Genomic DNA, 18,376 nt, shown 5'->3' on the forward strand with positions numbered 1-18,376 from the left:
ACAAAACCCTCTATTTATTCTAACATTTAATTAACTGTCAGAATAAAATCGAAATCCTTACTGCTTGACACTAACAGGAAAATCTTGACCAAACCCAAAACTTGACGGATACTGTGGCGTCCCTTTATATTGTTCTGAAAGTTCAGGAACGCGAGATTCTATGTAAGCCTTAATTTCATTGACAGTTATTTTTGAATCGCCACTATCCGCTTTGCCCGATAATGCCTCTAATAATGCATATGTAAATGCACCATGACCTAACTCGGCAAACTCCGTAGCAAATTGTTCTGAGCCACTAGCAGTAAGCCAATGCGTACCGGTACTTCTTGCTAATTGCGCTATGGCCTTTTCTTCTGCCGCTCCACGAGCAATGAGACTATTTAAAGCTCCTGCACTTTGGCATGCATCTAATACAAACAATTGTTTTTGAGCTAAAATATTGCTAGACAACGCTTTTAATTCTGCTGCCGAAACTCCTTTGAGTTTTAGAGCATCATCATTGCCGTAAAATTGAGTTAAATCGTGAGGAATAAGATAGAATTCTTTCTGCTGACCTTCGCTCATAACACCATGACCAGCAAAATAAAAGATTAAAATATCTTCTTGCTTGGCATTTTTAGATACGGTTTCTAAAGTTGAAATAATTTTCTTCTTATTCGCTTCAGAATCTTTAATCTCGTATGTAATAATGTCTGGTACTAAAGCTTTTATTCCTGATGAAATGGAAGCATTAAAACCTTCTGCATCAGCAACCGCATAATTGAGATTATACTTAGGGTTTTTGTACTTATCAATTCCGATAGTTACAAGATGTAAATTGATATTCTTATTGTCTTCTTGTGCCTTCTTTCTCTTTCTTACGCGCAAAGTTCTTGGTGCACTTTCAGTATCTTGACTATTTACAGCAATAGCTTCAATTTTATTTTCACCTTCAATCAGTTGCAAATCAACTTTGAGTGAAGCATCTTCTAAATTACTATCTAATAAAATACGTTTACCATTTTGATATAGTCGAATTTCTTTAACATCATCATTAAACGCATCTGCAGAAAGCGTAATAGACAAGTCTTCTTTTTCTACGTCAATAGTTCCTTCATCTGTTTTAACATTTCGTTTTCCATCAACTAAATCTATTGAAACTACTGGCGCTTTATTTAACTTTGAAATGTCTAAATCTGAATTAATTCTAGATGTATCTTGCAATACATTATACACCAAATTTGGTGTATAGAACTGTGTAAACACCCGATTTAACGGCACAACTTCTGTTCCTTTAGTAAAAATGACTCTATTCCATGCTTTTTGTGAACCTTCAAACTGTCCGTTTGGTGCATGTGCTAACCATTCATTATCCAAAAAAATATACAATCTCAATAACTCTTGATGCGTATTAACATTATAAAATCTAAAATGCCCATTGATTAATAACATGTACACATCATCATTGATAAAACTAGCTTTAGAATAGTCTTCATTAAACTGATTTGTACTTGTCATTTTTTCACCAGTTACAAGATTGTATATGCTTAAATCTTTACGATATCCAGACACTAACATAAAGCTTTCTGAAGGATTCAAATCTACACTATCGCTAAAACTGATATCAGAAACTTTAAACGAACGTTCTAATTTTCCTGTTTCTGCATTAAGAATTTCAAAATCTTGTTTAGAGATATTAAAGGCTGCTAGCTGTTTTCCATCACCTATAAACATTACATTATCATAATCGCCTTCTTTTTGCCATAATAACTTCTTAGTGCGCTTGTTATAAACATCTATTCTTCGCTTATATTCTTGATCAAAAACAACTTCATCGTTCAACAGAATAGCAAACTGATGTTCACTAAAAGCAGTATTAAAACCTACAATAGTATTTACATTTTCTATTGCTATGGTTTGTCCTTTACTGGTAGCATTATCATATACATCAAAACTTTTGTCTCCTCGTACAATTACGAACTCATCTTTGGAATCAATAATTGCTTTCTGTTTTTGATTATCTGAAATAAAATGTTGTTTAAAACTTTCAGTCTTATTAAGCTTAAATGATTTAATACCTTCTTTTTTACCCATGCAGTAAAAAACCTGCTTTGTTTCTTCATTTATTTTAAATTTTCCACTTAAACCAATATCTTGATTGTATTGTGTTAGGTAATTACTCAATTGAATACCATGAGGATTAATTGAAAAAGAGCCAATATTCCCACTTAGGTCATTAAACACAAAACCGTTTTCTTTAGAAGTAAAAAAAGGTTCAAACCTATTAGCATTAAAAATTGAGTAACCATAGGTTGCTAATGGTATATTACTATAGCGTTTGTATTTATTAAAATATCCTGAAGCTTTAAGAGAACTCGATGTGCGCTCTAAGATGTACACATAATTATTGTCTGCTATAATCTTAGTTTTGTACTTATCTGAAGTCATCACTCCTTTAACTTCACCAGTTTTAGCATCCAACTCAAAAACATCAGATGTAGAGGTCATCACCCAAATCCCAGATTCATCAAGTGTAAAAACAGCTTGTATGCTTTGTGTTCTTCCTATAAGTTTGGTGTCTTTAACATCTATCAGCTTTTCCCAAACCACTTTTTCATTTCTGGCGTTATATCTAATAAGCTTCACTTGTTTTTCATCAACGATATCAGCATATAACAAATCATAATTACTAAAAAAGCCTAGATGGTTGCTATTAAAATTCACGAATTGACCAGACGCAGGATCAAAATATATGTTTTCTAAAAAGTTAGTTTTAAACTCAATAAAATTGTTGCTACCAACCAGTTTGGCTTTGTTAGGGTAACCTTGACTTGGCCATTTAGAACTAGATTCTATGTGCTTGCCAGTGGTAATATCTAACACATAAAATGTATTAACACCATTAAATTCTTCAGTGCCAGCAACGTAATAGATGGTTTCATGCTTAGGGAAATACACAAAGTTCTTAAGGTATTGTATCTTATATTCTTTAACGACACTTAATTTTTTATTACTTATAGCTTTAATACCATACTTGTTGGATATGTATGTCAATCCCTTATCTGCATCTATCTGTATGTTAGAAATTGGCACGTCATTATCAATAACTTTCATCATGTTACCGGTAGACAAATCCCAAAACTTTACAGATTTATCATCAAAACTACCATAAGATACCAGCACGTTTTGCACACTATCAATTTTAGCAAAAGTGATATGACCAGCATGAGCAGATTGTATTTCTATCTTAGATTTTTGAGCAGTACTAAATTGAATACAAACAACACTAAGAATGATATATATTTTGAATAAAAAAGCGGATTTCATGTATTCTGATTTCTAATCAACAAGTTACTAGGTACAAAAACAAAGCCAAAACAGACTTTATGTTGTCATTAAAGATATCAAAAATCGTATTTCAATCTTCAATCATTATAAAAATAGATTAACATCCTTTTGTGAATCTATAGTGCCTTTTTCCTTAATTTTATGCAACAACTAAACTAACTTTAAATTTATGAGAAAACACATATCTCTACTTCTACTCCTTGTTATTGGATCGCTTTCTGCACAAAAGCTTTCAATGGATTTAGTTAAAAACATGGCACCAAGAAATATTGGTCCTGGCGGCATGTCTGGTCGTGTTACAGCGATAGATGTTGTGGTTAACAATCCAGATATTATGTATGTTGGCACTGCTTCTGGTGGACTTTGGAAATCGACTTCAGGTGGCATAAAATGGGAACCTATTTTTGATGAAGAGCTAACTGCATCTATTGGTGCTGTTGAAATTCAGCAATCTAATCCAAGTGTCATTTGGGTTGGTACAGGAGAAGGAAATCCTCGTAATTCGCTTAATGGCGGATATGGTGTTTACAAGTCTATAGATGGCGGAAAATCATGGATGGCAATGGGTCTTGAAAACACTAGACATATTCATAGAATAATCGTTGACCCAACAAATCCAGATGTGGTCTATGTTGGTGCCATTGGTTCGCCTTGGGGCATTCATCCAGAACGTGGCGTTTATAAAACAACAGATGGTGGTTTAACTTGGAAAAAAATCCTTTATGCTAACGACAAAACTGGTGTTGCTGATTTGGTGATGGATCCTTCAAATCCTAATAAACTTATTGCGACATTATGGGAACACAAGCGCGATCCTTGGTTTTTTAAATCTGGCGGAAAAGGTTCTGGTCTTCATATTACGCATGATGGCGGAAAAACATGGAAAAAAATCACAGAAGATGATGGATTTCCTAAAGGTGACCTAGGAAGAATTGGTGTTGCCATAGCACCTGGAAAACCCAATGTAGTTTATGCTCTAGTAGAAGCTAAAAAAAATGCTTTATACAAAAGTGAAGATGGTGGTTTTAAATGGAAAAAGATAAATGACAAAAATGATATTGGTAACCGACCATTTTATTATTCTGAAATATATGTAGATCCGCAAAACGAAAATAGAGTCTATTCCATTTTTACATACGTTAATGTGTCTGAAGATGGAGGAAAGAACTTCACCCAATTAATGCCTGCTTATGGTGTTAGTAATGGTGTGCATCCAGACCATCATGCGTGGTGGATTCATCCTGAAAATGGAAACTTTATGATTGATGGCAATGATGGCGGAATGAACATTACAAAAGATGGTGGCAAAACATGGCGTTTTATTGGTAATCTTCCTGTGGCACAATTCTATCACATTGCCGTAGATAATGAATTCCCATACAATGTTTATGGTGGTATGCAAGATAATGGCTCATGGCGTGGACCAGCTTATGTATGGCGCTCACAAGGCATTAGAAACAGCTATTGGCAAGAAATAAGTTTTGGTGATGGCTTTGATGTGGTACCAGATAAGGATGATTCTCGTTATGGTTGGTCTATGAGTCAACAAGGTTATGTAAGTCGTTATGATTGGCAAACAGGTAATAATTATAGTGTGAGACCTACACATCCAGAACCTGATGTAGAATTGCGATTTAATTGGAATTCAGCAATAAATATTGACCCTTTTGATAATAGCACTATCTATTTTGGTAGTCAGTTTGTACATAAATCAACCGACAAAGGAGAAACTTGGACCATAATATCAGATGATTTAACCACGAATGATCCTGAAAAACAAAAACAAGGAGAAAGTGGTGGTTTAACAATGGATGCCACAGGTGCAGAAAATCACTGTTCTATTTTAGTTATTGAACCATCACCCGTAGAAAAAAACATGCTTTGGGTTGGCACAGATGATGGTCGTGTGCATTATACCACTGACGGTGGAAGCAGTTGGATAGATGTTACAAAAAATATTAAAGATCTTCCCGAAGGCAGTTGGATTCCTCAAATAAAAGCGTCAAACAAGAATAAAGGTGAAGCGCTGCTTGTAGCAAACGATTATAGACGTTTTAACTACTCCGCATATGTTTACAGAACTAAAAATTACGGCAAAACTTGGGAACGAATTGTTGACGATAAAGACGTTAAAAGTTATGCACTAGCTATTGTTGAAGACCTTATAGAACCTAACCTAATGTTCTTAGGAACTGATGATGGTTTATACATAACCATTGATGCTGGTGAAAATTGGACAAAATGGACCGAAGGTTTCCCAACAACATCTGTAAAAGATTTAGTGATTCATCCAAGAGAACATGATTTAATCATTGGTACATTTGGTAGAGCTGCTTGGGTATTAGATGACATAAGACCTCTAAGAGCAATAGCAGCGAATAAGGAAGTTATAAATGCTAACATTCAACTTTTTGATACACCAACTGCTTACCAAGCAGCTTACCAACAACCAACTGGTAGTCGTTTTGGTGGCGATGCTTTATACCATGGTGAAAATCGTGGCGTCGGAGCACGATTTACTTATGTATTCAATAAAAAAGAACAATCGGACAGTGAGGCTCTCAAAGCGAACGACGATGAAATTAAAGAGGCTTCAAATACCTCAGCCTCCAAAAATGAAAAAACTGTAAGATGGGATTCGTTAACATTGAAAATTTATGATGGAGAACGTTTAATACGAACGCTAAAACGTAAAGCGCCAAAAGAAAATGGACTTCATAAGTGGACTTGGTATATGAACGAATCGGGAGTTGACTATCCTTCAAGAACTATTAGAAAAAGAAACAGAGAGCCAGGTGGAGTTTCAGTAAAACCAGGTACATACAAAGCCGTGTTGCATTATGGCGATAAAACCTCTGAAACTACAATTAAAGTTGCGTCTGACCCACGTTTAAATATATCACAAAATAATATCAATGAAGTTTACAATGCCAGTAAGCAACTTGAACAGTTACAGCAAACGGCTGCTGATGCTGTTAAACAGTTGGTTGAAAGTAAAACGATAGCGCAAAACTATAAACAGAAATTGTCTAAACACGATAAAGAATTGTACAAAACACAGATTGACTTATCAAAAGAGACCATTAAGACTATAGACAGTCTAATTGATAAGTTTTTAGGTAAAGTAGATAAAAGACAAGGAATAACTAGGAATCCTGAAGTTACGCCAATGCAAAGATTAGGCACAGCGCAATGGTATGTTGGTGAAAGTCAAAATGGATTGACATCTACAGAGAACACACTTATTAAACAAGCTAAAGATGCATTAGATGAACTATTGGGTGAAACCAATAACTTTTTCACTGAAAAATGGAAAGCATATCAAAGCAAAATGGAAAATATAGCAGTGAATCCTTTTAAAGAAACCAAGGTATTTAGTATCGATTAAATAAAATTGTAAGTTTTAAAAAAGCTGTTTGATTACCTTCAAACGGCTTTTTTATTTAATAATTACTTATCCTAGACTTAATGATTTGAGCTCATTAATAGATTCCACGCCTAATTGAACCATATTATTTTTTAAATCATCGGTGAGTATGTGTGTTACATGGTCGGGACCACATTTACCGAGTGCAGCAACACCATATAGAAAAGGCCTACCTATCATTACAAAATCAGCACCTAAAGACAGCGCACGCATAACATCTAAACCAGTTCTTACGCCACTATCTAATAAAATAGGAACTCTTTTATTTACAGCCTTTGCAACCTCAGGAAGCGCTTTAATAGAAGCTGGTGCACCATTAAATTGACGTCCTCCATGATTAGAAACCCAAATACCATTTAATCCTATTTTTATAGCTTGGTAAGCATCTTCAGGATGTAAAATTCCTTTAATAATAACAGTTCCTTTCCAATACGCTTTGAGTGTTTTGCAATAATCCCAATCTAATGTTCCACCTAAACGATTGCCAACAAAGCCGCTTACAAATTTAAAATCGGTTTTACCCACATAATCTTCAATAGTTCTTAATCTAGGCAACCCTCTTTGTATGGTTTTAAGTGACCATACAGGATGTTTAATACCATCCCATGTAAGTTTTGGAGTCATCTTTGGTGGCATTTGCATACCAGCACGTTTAGTGCGTTCACGCCTACTTGCCATAGGTACATCTGCAGTAATTACAAGTGTATGAAATCCAGATTTTTTTGCTCTATCTAAAATTGAAAAAGCCAGGTCTAAAGACTTTGGTGGATATAATTGAAACCAGCCTTGGTTTCCTACTACGCTACCTACTTCTTCAGGTGTTTCCGTTGCTACCGTACTTAGACAAAAAGGAATTTGCAATCGGTTGGCTGCTTCAGCAAGAATAAGTTCTGCTCGAGGCCATATTAATCCAGTTAATCCTATTGGAGATATACCTATTGGACATGCATACTTCTTACCTAAAAGTTGAATACTAGTATCAGCTTCTATGTGTCCTTTGCAAAACCTTGGGGTAAATTCTATGGCATTAAATGCAGCTCTATTTCGTTTTAGTAAATCCTCATCACCAGTACCAGATTCTAAATATGCCCATGCAACTTCAGGAATTCTTTTTTTGGCTTTTATTGCCAAATCCTCTATTGCAGGAAATTGATTAGAAAGTTTGGTTTTATACTTTTCGTAAGACATTAAATGAAACTAGAAATCTCTACTCAATCCATTGCAACTTTTTATAGTTGTCAATTTTGATTTGTTTTCCTTTGGTAGAAATTAAACCTTCTTTTTTGAATTGAGATAAAATTCTAATGGCAGATTCTGTAGCTGTACCAACTATGTTTGCGTAATCTTCACGAGATAAAATTATATTTAAGAAGTCGTCTTCATCAGTACCAAAACTATCATGCACGTACATTAAGATTTCTGCCATTCTGCGTTTAACAGACTTCTGAGCCATGTTAACAATAGTGTTGTCAGACTCTTTTAAATCTTGAGCCATACCTCTTAGTACATCCATAGTGAATTTAGGATTCTTTTGAAGATCTGACATAATTTCACTCTTTGGTATAAAGCACATTTCCATGTCTGTTAATGCCGTAGCACTCAGATTAGATTTTTGCTCAGTTACAAGTGAACGCTTACCTAATAGCCCACCTTTAACTACAAGTTTGACAACTTGATCTTTACCATTTTCGCTCAGTTTTGTCAATTTACAAACGCCATCTTTAACGCAATAAACACCATTTATAGTGTCTCCTTCTTCAAAAACAGGCTGACCTTTTTTATATAATTTACCAGTTTTACATGCAGAGACGCGCCTTAATTCGTCTGTAGATAAAGACTTTAACGCATTAAACTCTTTAATAATACACGATTCACATTTACCCATACCAATTGATTATAGTGATTATATCAAATATAAAAATTACATGACAAATATCATATTATATCCTTTAATATAATGTGACTTTTGTTACAGGTATAATTGAGCAAATAAAAAATGGAAAACAACACCTGTTTTCATTGTGGTGACGATTGTGGTACTAACCCTATTTCGTTTCAAGAAAAATCGTTTTGTTGTAATGGTTGTAAAACTGTCTATGAGATTTTTAACGAAAATGACTTAACTTGTTACTACGATTTACAAAACTCACCAGGAGCAGTTCCGAAGGAAATAGAAGGTAAATACGATTTCTTATCACAAGAAAATATCATAGAACAACTTACAGAATTTAGAAGTGACGATATTGAAATCGCTACACTTTACATTCCTCATATTCATTGTAGTTCTTGCATTTGGATATTAGAAAACTTAAAGAAACTTAACCCTAACATCACTGATTCTCAGGTTAATTTCGGTAAGAAAACCGTACGCGTCACCTATAAATCTCAAGACACTGATTTAAAATCTATAGTGCTATTATTAAGTTCTATTGGTTACGAACCTTATATAAGCTTAGACGACTTTAAATCTGGTAAAAAACACATCAATAGAACACTTATTTACAAACTTGGTGTTGCAGGTTTTGGGTTTGGAAATATTATGTTTTTGTCTTTTCCAGAGTATTTTGAAATCAATGAATATTGGTTAGAACAATACAAACATATGTTCCGTTGGTTGATGTTTGCATTATCGGTTCCTGTGGTGTTTTACTCGGCACAAGACTACTTTATTTCAGCTTATAAAGGATTAAAGGCAAAACTTTTAAACATAGATGTACCAATTGCTCTCGGCGTTTCTGTGTTATTCATTAGAAGTACTATTGAAATTGCCTTTGATATTGGTTCCGGCTTTTTTGACAGCTTAGCAGGGCTCGTATTTTTTCTTCTTGTTGGGAAGTATTTTCAACAAAAAACATACGATTTCTTATCCTTTGAACGCGACTATAAATCCTATTTTCCAATTGCTGTTACCAAGATAGAAAAAGATGGTACCGAGAATTCAATTCAGGTTTACGATATTAAAAAAGGTGACCGTTTATTAATTCGAAACGAAGAACTAATTCCTGTAGATGGCATCCTCATTAATGGTAGAGGTAAAATTGATTACAGTTTTGTTACTGGGGAATCACAAACCGTAACCAAACAATCTGGTGATAAACTTTTTGCTGGTGGAAAACAAACCTCTGGTGTTATAGAAATCGAAACACTTAAATCTGTTGAGCAAAGTTATCTCACTCAGTTATGGAGTAACGATGTTTTTAATAAAGATAAAGAAGATGGCTTTACCAATATTACAAATTCTATAAGTAAATATTTCACCTATGCCATTTTAACAATTGCAGTTATAGCAACATCATATTGGTTATTTGCTGATGCCAGCAAGGCTATGAATGTTTTTACAGCTGTACTTATTATTGCTTGTCCTTGTGCTATTGCACTTTCTGCGCCATTTACTTTTGGTAATCTTCTAAGAATATTCGGAAAGCTTAAGTTTTACATTAAAAATGCAAGTGTCATTGAGCAACTTGCGCAAATCAATACGATTATTTTTGATAAAACAGGAACCATAACTTCTAACAAAAGTAGCAATGCTGTTTATGATGGATTAAAACTTTCTGATTCTGAAAATTTAGTTTTAAAAAATTCGCTTCGTGGGTCTAACCATCCATTAAGTAGAACCTTATATAATATTCTTGATGAACACAACATTGTCACTCTTGACAATTATCAAGAATATGTTGGTAAAGGTATTGAGGCTCAACATAACAATATAAATCTAAAGATAGGTTCGGCAAGTTTTGTCGGTAACAATACAAATACCTCAACACTTAACACTACTGTTCATATTAGTAGTAATGACAGGTACAAAGGAAAATTTACATTCTACAACAGTTATAGAAAAGGTGTTTCGAAGTTATTCAATCTATTGAAGAAAGATAATGACTTGGTTATTCTGTCTGGTGATAATGAAGGTGAACGCGAAAACCTCAAAAAGCTATTGCCGGCGAAAACCAAACTCATCTTCAATCAAAAACCAGAAGACAAATTAGACTTTATAAAATTTCATCAATCTGAAGGTGCAAAAGTCCTTATGATTGGTGATGGACTTAATGATGCTGGTGCATTAGCACAGAGTAATGTTGGTATAGCAATTTCTGAAGATATCAATGTATTCTCGCCTGCCTGTGATGCCATTTTAGATGCTTCAAAATTTAGCGATTTATACAGATTTATTAGAGCATCGAAGTCAGCAATAAAAATCATAAAATGGAGCTTTGTACTCTCATTTATATACAACGTCATTGGATTATACTTTGCAGTAACTGGACAATTAGCACCAGTTGTTGCTGCCATTTTAATGCCGTTAAGCTCTATAAGTATTGTAGTGTTTACAACGATTTGCACCAATATTTTAGGACAAAAACTGAAATAAAAAAAACCACATGATAAATATCATGTTTTAAAAAAAGGATCAAAAGTATTTTTGACCCATAACTTCAAATAGGTATGAGTGTTATATATATTGTCTTAACTGTAAGCGTCATTGTTGGTGTGGCTTTCTTTATCGTTTTTTTAATGGCTGTTAAATCTGGTCAATACGATGATAGCTATACACCATCAGTACGTATGCTGTTCGAAGACGAACTCGTAAAAGAAAACACTAATAAATCAATACAAACAAAAACCGACTAATTTATTCAATATGGAAATGCAACAATTTTACTACGATAACAAAATCGTTAAAAAATTCCTCTACGCCACCATAATTTTCGGAGTTGTTGGGATGCTTGTTGGGCTAATACTAGCCTTCATGTTTTTATTCCCAAATATGACAGACGGAATTTCATGGCTTAGTTTTGGACGTTTAAGACCACTGCACACTAACGCAGTAATATTTGCCTTTGTAGGTAACGCATTATTTGCTGGTATATATTACTCTATGCAGCGACTACTTAAAGCAAGAATGTTTAGCGATTTGCTAAGTAATATTAATTTTTGGGGTTGGCAATTAATCATTGTTGGTGCCGCAATTACTTTACCATTAGGTATTACTACTTCAAAAGAGTATGCCGAACTAGAATGGCCTTTTGATATCGCCATTGAACTTGTTTGGGTAGTTTTTGGTATTAATATGATTGGTACAATTTTAAAGCGTCGTCAACGTCACCTTTATGTTGCAATTTGGTTCTATATCGCAACATTTGTAACTGTTGCGGTTCTTCACATTTTTAATAGTTTAGAACTACCAGTAAGTGCACTTAAAAGTTATTCTGTTTACGCAGGTGTACAAGATGCATTAGTGCAATGGTGGTACGGACATAATGCGGTTGCATTCTTCTTAACCACACCATTCTTAGGATTGATGTATTACTTTGTACCAAAAGCTGCAAATAGACCTGTATATTCATACAGACTTTCTATTGTACACTTCTGGTCATTAATTTTCATCTATATCTGGGCTGGACCTCACCACTTATTATATACTGCTTTACCTGAATGGGCACAACATTTAGGTGTGGCTTTCTCTGTAATGTTAATTGCACCTTCTTGGGGTGGTATGATAAACGGATTATTAACACTACGTGGTGCTTGGGATAAAGTACGTACAGACCCAGTCCTTAAATTTATGGTAGTAGCCATTACTGGATATGGTATGGCAACGTTTGAAGGCCCAATGCTTTCATTAAAAAATGTAAATGCCATCGCTCACTTTACAGATTGGATTATTGCTCACGTGCACGTTGGTGCATTAGCATGGAATGGTTTTATGGCATTTGGTATGATTTATTGGTTAATACCTCGCTTATTCAAAACAAAACTACACTCTATTGGGTTAGCTAACGTTCACTTCTGGATTGGTACACTTGGTATCATCTTATATGCACTTCCTATGTATGTAGCTGGATTTACTCAAGCAAGTATGTGGAAACAATTTAATCCGGATGGAAGCATCGTTTACGGTAACTTCTTAGAAACTGTAACTGAAATTATCCCAATGTACTGGATGCGTGCAATCGGTGGTACACTTTACTTAGCTGGTATGTTAATCTTAGTATACAATGTTATTGTAACTATAGTAAGAGCTAAATCTAAGGTCACTGATGAATTGGCTGAAGCACCTGCATTGCAACGTGTATCTGCGAAAAGAGTTGCTGGTGAAGGTTGGCACACTTGGTTAGAGCGTAAACCAGTATTATTAACTATCTATGCTACTGTTGCTATTCTAATTGGTGGTATTGTCCAAATTATTCCAACGCTGGTCGTTGAATCTAACATTCCAACTATAAGTAGTGTAAAACCATATTCACCTCTAGAACTTGAAGGTCGAGACATTTATATTAGAGAAGGTTGTGTTGGCTGTCATTCTCAAATGATTCGTCCGTTTAGAAGTGAAGTAGAACGATACGGTGAATATTCTAAAGCTGGTGAATATGTTTATGATCATCCATTCCTTTGGGGAAGTAAACGTACAGGACCAGACTTACATAGAGTAGGTGGTAAGTATAACGACAACTGGCACTTTAACCATATGTACGACCCACAAAGTACATCTACAGGTTCTATTATGCCAGCATACAAATGGTTAATTGTTGGTGAAGGTGCAAAACTGGATAAGTCTATGACCGAAAAGAAAATGGAAGCTATGGTGAGTCTTGGTGTTCCGTATTCTGAGGAAGACATTGCTAATGCACAAGCATCAATGTTAGAACAAGGTGCTCAAATTGAGAAAAACCTTTATAGTGATCCTGATTTTGCAAAATCATACGAAGCGGATAAAGCAGCTGGCGGTGAGAACTTTGTAGAAATGAAAAACAGAGAGATTGTTGCACTTATTGCTTATCTGCAACGTCTTGGTACAGATATTAAAGTAAAAGAAATCATAGAAGAAACTGCTTCAAACGAATAAGATTATGCTAAAATTTGTAAAACATCATATGGAAAGTATTACTGGGATAGAAATCTACCCATTAATATCGCTCTTAATCTTTTTCATCTTTTTTGTGACCTTATTTTATTGGGTAATCACTGCGAAAAAGGATTACATAAACACTGTAAGTAATATACCATTAGACAACCAAAACGATACTAAACAATGAGACATTTAATTCCATCATACATAAGAGTTCCAGTAGTGTTTTTCACTATTGCAGGACTTATAGAATACTTTGTAGATTCTGGTGATGAGCCAGCCTTCTTAGCCCAACCAGTAATCATGTTATTCCTATTACTTGTATTACTATTTCTAATTGCAATAGAAGGTATTGTAAGCACAATGGACAATATCTTATATCAAAGTCTAGATGCAGAAGGTAAAGCAAGATATGATGCACAAAAAGCAGCACCTTCTAAACTGTCATTATGGGTTCAAAATACGTATAAGAAACTTCTGGGTTCTAAACCTATTGAGCAAGAAGGTGAGATCATTTTAGATCATAACTACGATGGTATAAAAGAATTAGACAACAGTCTTCCACCTTGGTGGTTGTATGGTTTTTATATTACTATAGTATTTGCAGTAGTTTACCTAGCAAAGTATCATATTTTTAATGCAGACGATCAGTTTGCGGAATACGAAATAGAATATGCTGAAGCCAATAGAGCAATTGAAGAGTACAAAAAGACGGCTAAAAACTTAGTAGATGTTAATACCGTTGAGTTACTTACTGAGTCTTCTGACTTAAATGCTGGTAAATCAATTTTTGAAACCAACTGTGTGGCATGTCATATGGCAGATGGTGGTGGAGGAATTGGCCCTAACCTAACAGACAAACATTGGATTCTTGGTGGTGGTATTAAGAACGTCTTTAGAACAATTTCTGAAGGTGGTCGAGACGGAAAAGGAATGGTTGCTTGGAAAGCCAACCTTAAACCACTTGAAATGGCCCAAGTAGCAAGCTATGTTTTACAATTTGAAGGTACAACACCAGCAAACCCTAAAGCTGCTGAAGGTGACATTTGGGTTGATGAGTCTGCTACAACTGAAGAAACTGCAGAAGATAATGTAGAGACTGAAGAAACACCAGCTGAAGACACCACTGAAGAAGTTACTGTGGAAAATACCACTATAACTTCATCTAACTAGACTAATAATTCAATAGCTGCAAAGTAAAATGGAAACACCACCAAACGAAGTCTTTAGAGACTCTATTGGAACCATAAATGAAGAAGGAAATAGACATTGGATTTTTCCAAAGAAGCCTTCTGGACCATTTTGGGAAAAAAGAAAGCTCGTAAGTTACTTTCTTTTGGCCTTCTTATTTGCAGCGCCATTTATAAAAATTAACGGAAACCAATTCTTGATGTTTAATGTCCTAGAAAGACGATTTAACATCTTTGGTTTCCCATTTTGGCCACAAGATTTTCACCTATTTGTAATCTCTATGATAATAGGTGTGGTTTTTATCACACTATTTACCGTTGGATTTGGTAGAATTTTCTGTGGATGGATTTGCCCACAAACCATTTTTATGGAAATGGTATTTAGACGCATTGAATTTTGGATTGATGGTGACCGCAACAAACAAATGCGTTTAGATAGACAAAAATGGGATGCAGAAAAAATAAGAAAACGTCTGCTTAAATGGTTTATCTTTTTAGTGATTTCATTTTTAATTGCTAATGTGTTTTTAGCCTATTTAATTGGAAGTGATAAGCTTATAAATTACGTCGTTGAAGGTCCAATGAAACATATGGGCACTTTAATTCCGCTACTAATATTTACAGCTGTATTCTACTTTGTTTTTGCTTGGTTTAGAGAGCAAGTCTGTATCATTGCTTGTCCTTACGGAAGGTTACAAGGTGTGCTTTTAGACAATAAATCAATAGTTGTGGCTTACGATCACAAACGTGGTGAAGGCGAAAATGGTAGAAAGAAATTCAGAAAAAATGAAGATAGAGAAGCCTTAGGTCATGGCGATTGTATAGATTGTTTTCAATGCGTGCACGTTTGCCCTACAGGAATTGATATAAGAAACGGTACACAATTAGAATGTGTGAATTGTACAGCATGTATTGACGAGTGCGATACCATAATGGAGAAGATAAAAAAACCTAAAGGTCTTATCCGTTATGCAAGTGAAAACAATATTGAAAAGAAAGAGTCTTTTAAGCTAACCGCTCGCATGAAAGGTTACATTGCAGTTCATGTAATATTGATTGGAGTACTATTAGGTATGTTAGCACTAAGAAATGATGTTGAAGCTAGAATATTAAGATTACCAGGACAGCTTTATGAACATAAAGACAATAACATTATTAGCAATGTGTACACCTACAAACTTGTAAATAAAACCACTGAAGATATTAATGATGTAAGTTTTAAACTTAGAGGCATTGCCGGAGAAATTAAATTAGTTTCTACAACGAACACATTTGAAGTAAAAGAAAATGGATTAGCAGAAGGCACCTTATTTATCGAGTTAAAGCAAAGTGATTTATCTGGTGACAAAAACAAAGTAACCATAGATGTTTATAGTGGTGATCAATTGATTGAAACAACTTCGGTGTCCTTTTTAGGGCCTCGAAGTTATAATTAAAAAATAAGTATTAAGGCTAATTAAAATAGTAATGTTATGAAAGTAAATTGGGGAACTGCAATTGTAATTGCATTTATAGGCTTTATCGGATTCATCATGTATTTTGTAGTAAACATGGCTACAGACGACAAATACGACCACGACTTAGTAGTTGAAGATTACTACCAACAAGAATTAGCATTTCAAACAGATATAGACAAAGAAAAAAATGCTAAAAAACTTGCAACAAATATCACTTGGAAAAAAACCAATGAAGGTATTGTTTTTACATTCCCTCAAGAACTAAATATAGAAAACATTCAAGGTACAGTGTTCCTATACAGACCATCTAATAAACACCTAGATATTGAAACGCCTATTTCTCTATCTAACCACAATTTGCTCATACCTGACAATCGTTTACTGGATGGTCGTTGGAACATTAAAATTGACTGGCAGCACAACAATCAATCGTACCTATTTAAAGAGGCAATAACATACTAAGTAAATTATGCTTTACTCAGCATTTATATTAGGTTTATTGGGTAGTTTACACTGTGTAGGCATGTGTGGGCCAATAGCTTTTATGCTTCCTGTAGATCGTTCCAATTCCTTTAAAAAAATAAGCCAAATTAGCATCTACCATATTGGTAGACTTATTTCTTATAGTCTAATAGGCTTAGTTTTTGGTCTAGTTGGTAAAAGCCTTTACATATTCGGAATGCAACAACAGCTGTCTATAGCTGTGGGAATATTAATGATTATACTTGTTATAATTCCTTATAAGACTATAGGTAAATACAATTTATCTAAACCCTTAAATAGACTCATATCTAAAGTTAAATCAAGCTTAGGATCAGCCTTAAAAAAGAAAACAGCAGATACTTTTTTAACCATTGGGTTTCTTAATGGATTTTTACCTTGTGGATTAGTCTACATGGCTGTTTTTGGCGCTATTGCAACTGGAAGCTTATTAGAAGGTAGTATTTACATGATACTTTTTGGTCTTGGCACTATTCCATTAATGACATGTGCCATTTATTTGGGTAAATTTTTAAACCAAACCATTAAACAACGTATTCAAAAAGCAATTCCAGTATTTGTAGTGATTATTGGTGTCTTATTCATTTTAAGAGGCCTAGGTCTTGGCATACCTTACATTTCACCAAGTCCTGTGGTTGAAATAGCTACAAGTCAAATGAATTGTCATTAAAAAGTAAACTAATTAACTAACTGTTATATAAAAGAAAACGCCGAAGACTAATTGCTTCGGCGTTTTTTTTACTTGATATTTTATTTTACGAACTAACTAATAATATCAAGAACTACTATTAAATTTTAAATGTCATTACAGGTAAGGTTGAATGATTGGCGACATCTTCTGATATACTACCTTCAAAGAAATGTGCTAAACCTTTTCTTCCGTGTGTAGCTACGGCAATTAAATCAGCACCTATTGTATTAGAAAAGTTTAAAATTCCTTTCTCGATAGAATAATCTGAAACCACATGCACATTCGCCATATTATCTAAATGACCATCTGCTTTTTTCAGGAAGTTTGACACTCGCTTATCAATCTCTGCTGAACTTCTAAAGTTACCATCTGGTGAATTTACATAGACTAAATGCATCTTAGCACCAATCTTTCCAAAGGTTACCTTAGCATTGAGATAAGGTCTTATAGCTTCTTCAGAAAAGTCACTTGCAAACACGCCATTATCAAAGTCTAAAAGTATTGGATTATGTTTTATAACAAGTACAGGCACATCAGAGTGTCTTATTACCTTCTCGGTGTTTGAGCCAACTATAGCACCTTTAACTCCACTAGCACCATGAGATCCCATGACAATAAGATTTGCACCATTGTCATTGGCAACAACATTCACTTCTCGCCAAACCTTAAAATGCTTTATAATTGGAGTAACCTTTAGATCCTTTAAGTAAACTTTATCTAAAAAAGCTTCAAATTTTTGTTCAGCCAGTTTTACATAAAATGTGGCTTCTTCGTTTAAGGACTCATTATCAGCAGAAATTATTGCGTTAGAAAGTTCTAACATGTGTAATACAAATAATTCTGATTTATGTTTACGAGCAATATTGGCAGCTGCCTCTAAGGCAAACTCTGAATGCTCAGAAAAGTCGACAGGTACAATAATTTTTTTCATCT

General features: G+C 34.4%; 13 protein-coding genes. 9 read left to right on the forward strand and 4 right to left on the reverse strand.

Translation table 11 applies throughout. The features are described from left to right. Positions 1–57: 57 nt before the first annotated feature. A complete protein-coding gene (locus tag HRU50_RS05425; protein WP_296348960.1) occupies positions 58–3,306 on the reverse strand; it encodes a caspase family protein in 3,249 nt (1,082 codons plus the stop codon). Positions 3,307–3,496: 190 nt separating this feature from the next. Between HRU50_RS05425 and HRU50_RS05430 the strand changes: the two genes are divergently transcribed. Further along, positions 3,497–6,715 carry a hypothetical protein gene (locus HRU50_RS05430; RefSeq protein WP_296348961.1) on the forward strand — a complete coding sequence of 1,073 codons (3,219 nt, stop codon included), beginning with the start codon at positions 3,497–3,499 and terminating at the stop codon, positions 6,713–6,715. A gap of 66 nt (positions 6,716–6,781) precedes the next feature. On the opposite strand, the gene HRU50_RS05435 is transcribed toward HRU50_RS05430, so the two are convergent. Together HRU50_RS05435 and HRU50_RS05440 are read right to left on the reverse strand one after the other, a co-directional pair. Continuing rightward, on the reverse strand, positions 6,782–7,942 hold the full coding sequence (locus HRU50_RS05435; protein ID WP_296348963.1) for an alpha-hydroxy acid oxidase: 1,161 nt from the start codon (positions 7,940–7,942) through the stop codon (positions 6,782–6,784). Between the two features lie 19 nt (positions 7,943–7,961). Further along, positions 7,962–8,639, reverse strand: coding sequence for a Crp/Fnr family transcriptional regulator (locus HRU50_RS05440; RefSeq protein ID WP_296348965.1), 678 nt, complete (start codon positions 8,637–8,639; stop codon positions 7,962–7,964). A gap of 111 nt (positions 8,640–8,750) precedes the next feature. On the opposite strand from HRU50_RS05440, the gene HRU50_RS05445 reads away from it, so the two are divergent. The 8 genes from HRU50_RS05445 to HRU50_RS05480 all read left to right on the forward strand — a co-directional run bounded on the left by HRU50_RS05445 (position 8,751) and on the right by HRU50_RS05480 (position 17,422). Then, positions 8,751–11,126 carry a heavy metal translocating P-type ATPase metal-binding domain-containing protein gene (locus HRU50_RS05445; RefSeq protein WP_296348967.1) on the forward strand — a complete coding sequence of 792 codons (2,376 nt, stop codon included), beginning with the start codon at positions 8,751–8,753 and terminating at the stop codon, positions 11,124–11,126. 74 nt (positions 11,127–11,200) lie between these two features. After that, complete coding sequence (gene ccoS, locus HRU50_RS05450) at positions 11,201–11,386, forward strand: cbb3-type cytochrome oxidase assembly protein CcoS (protein ID WP_296348969.1); 186 nt, start codon at positions 11,201–11,203, stop codon at positions 11,384–11,386. 10 nt (positions 11,387–11,396) lie between these two features. Continuing rightward, positions 11,397–13,601, forward strand: a complete 2,205-nt coding sequence (gene ccoN, locus HRU50_RS05455) for a cytochrome-c oxidase, cbb3-type subunit I (protein ID WP_296348971.1) — start codon at positions 11,397–11,399, stop codon at positions 13,599–13,601. Between the two features lie 4 nt (positions 13,602–13,605). Beyond that, positions 13,606–13,791 (forward strand): CcoQ/FixQ family Cbb3-type cytochrome c oxidase assembly chaperone, encoded by a 186-nt coding sequence (locus tag HRU50_RS05460; RefSeq protein ID WP_296348973.1) that lies wholly within the window; start codon positions 13,606–13,608, stop codon positions 13,789–13,791. Beyond that, entirely contained in the window at positions 13,788–14,777 is a 990-nt protein-coding gene (locus HRU50_RS05465) for a cbb3-type cytochrome c oxidase N-terminal domain-containing protein (protein ID WP_296348976.1), read from the forward strand. The genes HRU50_RS05460 and HRU50_RS05465 overlap by 4 nt, the downstream gene beginning before the upstream one ends. 28 nt (positions 14,778–14,805) lie before the next feature. Beyond that, positions 14,806–16,230 (forward strand): cytochrome c oxidase accessory protein CcoG, encoded by a 1,425-nt coding sequence (ccoG, locus tag HRU50_RS05470; RefSeq protein ID WP_296348977.1) that lies wholly within the window; start codon positions 14,806–14,808, stop codon positions 16,228–16,230. Between the two features lie 36 nt (positions 16,231–16,266). Continuing rightward, positions 16,267–16,713, forward strand: coding sequence for a FixH family protein (locus HRU50_RS05475; RefSeq protein ID WP_296348979.1), 447 nt, complete (start codon positions 16,267–16,269; stop codon positions 16,711–16,713). Positions 16,714–16,720: 7 nt separating this feature from the next. Further along, a complete protein-coding gene (locus tag HRU50_RS05480) occupies positions 16,721–17,422 on the forward strand; it encodes a sulfite exporter TauE/SafE family protein (RefSeq protein ID WP_296348981.1) in 702 nt (233 codons plus the stop codon). A gap of 118 nt (positions 17,423–17,540) precedes the next feature. On the opposite strand, the gene HRU50_RS05485 is transcribed toward HRU50_RS05480, so the two are convergent. After that, positions 17,541–18,374, reverse strand: a complete 834-nt coding sequence (locus HRU50_RS05485) for a universal stress protein (RefSeq protein WP_296348983.1) — start codon at positions 18,372–18,374, stop codon at positions 17,541–17,543. Between the last annotated feature and the right edge of the window lie 2 nt (positions 18,375–18,376).

Origin of the sequence: Winogradskyella sp., assembly GCF_013213835.1 — a bacterium.
Lineage (GTDB): Bacteria > Bacteroidota > Bacteroidia > Flavobacteriales > Flavobacteriaceae > Winogradskyella.